General features: G+C 58.9%; 3 protein-coding genes. 1 reads left to right on the top strand and 2 read right to left on the bottom strand.

The genetic code is table 11. The features are described from left to right. Positions 1-74: 74 nt before the first annotated feature. A complete protein-coding gene (gene rpoN / locus DC522_RS32810) occupies positions 75-1514 on the bottom strand; it encodes an RNA polymerase factor sigma-54 (protein WP_047192959.1) in 1440 nt (479 codons plus the stop codon). 69 nt (positions 1515-1583) lie between these two features. Further along, complete coding sequence (locus DC522_RS32805; protein WP_116532602.1) at positions 1584-2132, bottom strand: peroxiredoxin; 549 nt, start codon at positions 2130-2132, stop codon at positions 1584-1586. A gap of 911 nt (positions 2133-3043) precedes the next feature. Here DC522_RS32805 and DC522_RS32795 point away from each other — a divergent pair. Continuing rightward, positions 3044-3256, top strand: a complete 213-nt coding sequence (locus DC522_RS32795) for an ISL3 family transposase (RefSeq protein WP_052955157.1) — start codon at positions 3044-3046, stop codon at positions 3254-3256. Positions 3257-3596 lie beyond the last annotated feature (340 nt).

Raw genomic sequence — 3596 nt, 5'->3', positions numbered from 1 at the left:
CGTTTCAACACACATCACTCTGAGGGACAGCCACCCGCTCCGCTACTGCGTGAGCGGCAGGCCCATTACGGCATCTAGACCCACAGGCGCTTTTCCCGGCGGCGTTGCACAGAGGAGGGGATGTTCATCGCCTCGCGATACTTTGCGACGGTGCGGCGCGCAATTTCGATACCAGTTTCCTTAAGTCGGACGACAATGTCATCGTCGGACAGAACATCATCAGGCGATTCTACGGCGACCATCGCCTTGATCCGATGGCGGACAGCCTCGGCGGAGTGCGCGTCGCCACCTTGGGAGGAGGCGATCGCGACAGTGAAAAAATACTTCAGTTCGAACACCCCGCGCGGGGTGAGCATGTATTTGTGCGACGTCACCCGGCTTATCGTCGACTCGTGCATGTTGATCGCATCAGCGACAGTTCTGAGATTAAGAGGCCGCAGGTGGGCGACGCCATGTTCAAGAAAGGCATCCTGCTGGCGAACGATTTCAGCCGCTACCTTAAGGATCGTTTTGGCGCGCTGGTCGAGGCTGCGGATTAGCCAGTTCGCGTTTTGGAAGCATTCGTTGAGAAATGCCTGATCTTTCGAATTTTGGGCGGTCGCCCGTGAGACTTCGGCGAAATAGGTTTGGTTGATCAGCAGCTTGGGCAGCGTGTTCGGCTCAAGTTCGACTTGCCATCCGCCTCCGGGCGAGGGTTGGACCCAGACGTCAGGAATGATGGATTCCGGGTCTCCGGACTGGAATCGGTTTCCCGGCTTGGGATCTAGCGCACGGATTTCATGCAGCATGTCGAGAAGGTCGTCTTCATCGACCCCGCAATGCCGCTTCAATGCCTGAAAATCGCGTTGCGCAAGCATCTCAAGATTGGCGACCAAAGTTGCCATCGCCGGGTCGAACCGGTCTCGCTGGCGCAACTGTATCTCGAGGCATTCGCTGAGAGTACGCGCGAAAATTCCCGGTGGATCAAAGAGCTGCAAGGTTCCGAGAACCCGTTCCACATCAGCCTCCCGGACATTTAGGCTCCCGGCCAGCTCCAAAAGGTCTATCTGAAGATACCCAGTGTCTTCCAGATGATCGGCAAGCTCGCGAGCAATCAGCCGCTCCTGCGGCGTGAATGCAGTGAGGGCGATCTGACGAGCGACATGGTCATGCAATGTTTCGGTGGAGGCGGTAAACTCGCCGAGGGCAAGGCTTTGCCCGGGCGGGATATTGGTTGTGTCGCGCATTGATTTCCATTGCATGAGCTGTTCTGGGGCCCCGGTCGCGGTCGGCCCATCAACGTCGTTTTCGCGTGCGCCGATGTGCGGATCCTCGGCCGAAGTCGAAACAACATCGCGTAATGCCCCGCCGTCGTTTCGCGCCAGCTCCAAAAGCGGGTTCTTCTCGATTTCCTGCTCCACGAACTGACGCAGTTCGGCATGCGTCAGTTGCAGCAAACGGATCGACTCAATGAGTTGAGGTGTTACACTCAGAGATTGCTTCTGACGCTGAAGCTGGCTTGCTGAGAATCTCATGGTGAAGCTCCTGTCAGGCGACGCACTTGGTCGGTCTCATGGGATCTGTGAGATGTTGACTCGTCCAGGTCATGCGGCGGCCCCGGTTTGAAAGGCCTTCAGCGCTTCGAGAACGTTCTGCGGCGACGAGACGCCGTAGGGGTCGGTTTCGCAGTTGTCGGAGAAGCCGTCCTCCTCGAACCACTGCTCTACTAGGCCGTTGTTGATCACGGCAGCGTACCGCCAGGAGCGCATACCGAAGCCAAGATTGTCCTTGGCGACCAGCATGCCCATCTTACGCGTGAACTCACCCGAGCCGTCCGGGATGAGCCTGATTTTCTGCAGCCCCAAGGCCTTGCCCCACGCATTCATGACAAAGGCATCGTTGACGGAGATGCAGTAGATCGCGTTGATTCCTTCGTTTTCAAACTCGTCATAGAGCTTTTCGAAATCGGGCAGTTGGTAGGTCGAGCAGGTCGGGGTGAAGGCGCCAGGCAACGAGAACAAGACGATGCGCTTGCCGCTGAAATAGTCGTCGGATGTCTTGTCTTCCCAGCGGTAGGGGTTTGGCCCCTCGATGGACTCATCGCGAACACGGGTGCGAAAGGTGACGAAGGGAACCTTCTTTCTCAGGGTCATCAATGGTGCTCCTCGAGAAGAAAAACGGGCGGTGCAATCACGTCAGGATGGTTGTCGAGGCCAAGATAGGAACATCTGACGAAATCGACGATGTCCTGACCGGATGGTCGCCGCGCGGGAGACGGATGGTCCGACCGTTTCCCGAACGGCCGTAAACGTCCATTGATCCGTCATCGCGCGGTTGCCGGAAATGCGGTTCTGCATGCTCAATAACAGCGGCGGTGTTGCGCAAGGGGCGCGTTGATGGCGCTGGCGTGTGCAAACGAGGAGCACTCACGCCGGATAAACGGTGCCAATCAGTTTGCGACAAAGCCTGTCTCCTCACTCCGTGACGCATGTGCGGAGAACCATGCATGTCCCGTGCCAAAGGGGAAACTCATTTCAAAACAATATAATGGCTCTAATGCTGCGATGCCGCCTGTCCGACAATGTCGACTATTGGACCATGCGGAACGCGGTTGGATGACGGGTGAACTGCCTGTTCCCGCGGAGCAATCCTGTCGGATCTCGCCCGCCTCCATGCGCGCCCGGCCGCGAGAACGCCACTGCCCTCTGGCGTGAACTGCAGGATCTTGGCTGTGCGGGCTCCCCCAAGCAGGTCTATCGCTGGATGGCCGAGCATCGCACGGCTCCGGCGAAGACGACAGCCCGCAAATGGCGCTCCCCCGGTCCGAGCCGCTCCGCGGCAGATGCTTCGCTGCCTTCGCCCAAGCAGCTGGCATGGCTTCTTGGGCGCCCTCCGACAGCACTTGATGCAACGGAGGCTGCCGTCCTGGCCCGGGTGCGAAGATCCCGAGGCTGCGACTATGGCCGAACGCGCCGAGCGCTTCTGCGCCCGCATTCGTCGGTGGTATCGTGAGCGCCAGACCCGAAACAGTGAGCAGGCGTCCACCAAGGCTGTGACGGGATAGATTGCCAAAGCTCGGTCCTTGGGCATCCCGGCTGTCGAGACTTATGCCGTCAGCCTGGAGCAAGACGGGGCTGCGGTTCGCGCAGCCCTGACACGGCCGTGGAGCAGTGGGCAAGCCGAGGGTCCGATCACGCGTCTCAAACTCCTCAAGCGCTCGATGTACGGACAAGCCAACTTCGATCTCCTGCGCCGGAGAGTGCTCCGGGCAGCGTAATCCACGCAAAGTGCGGGAGAGCCACAAAATCGATACTGCTGGCGAATTCATCATGCCGGGATGGAAGTCATCATGAGCTTGGCGAATGCGGATTGACGCGTTCGTGCAAGTGGCGTGCCCGCGAGCCAAGCACTAATGCGGATGAGGTTCATTCGCCAGCAGTATCAAAATCGAGGGAAGATCACTGCGTATCGACATGTATGAGGTTGGTAAGAACAGGCGCCGTCTCCGCCTTCCACATCGTTGGTGCTGTCCGTTCACGACAGGTTGCGATGCGCGCCCTCACTCGGCGGGTGCGCGATCGGTGGTTGGCCGGTCACTGTCTCGGCAAGCTGATGGC

It is taken from the genome of Microvirga sp. KLBC 81 (assembly GCF_003075415.1).
Classification (GTDB): domain Bacteria; phylum Pseudomonadota; class Alphaproteobacteria; order Rhizobiales; family Beijerinckiaceae; genus Microvirga.
The sequence above is the reverse complement of the archived record's forward strand: the minus strand, read 5'-3'. Positions and strand labels throughout refer to the sequence as shown.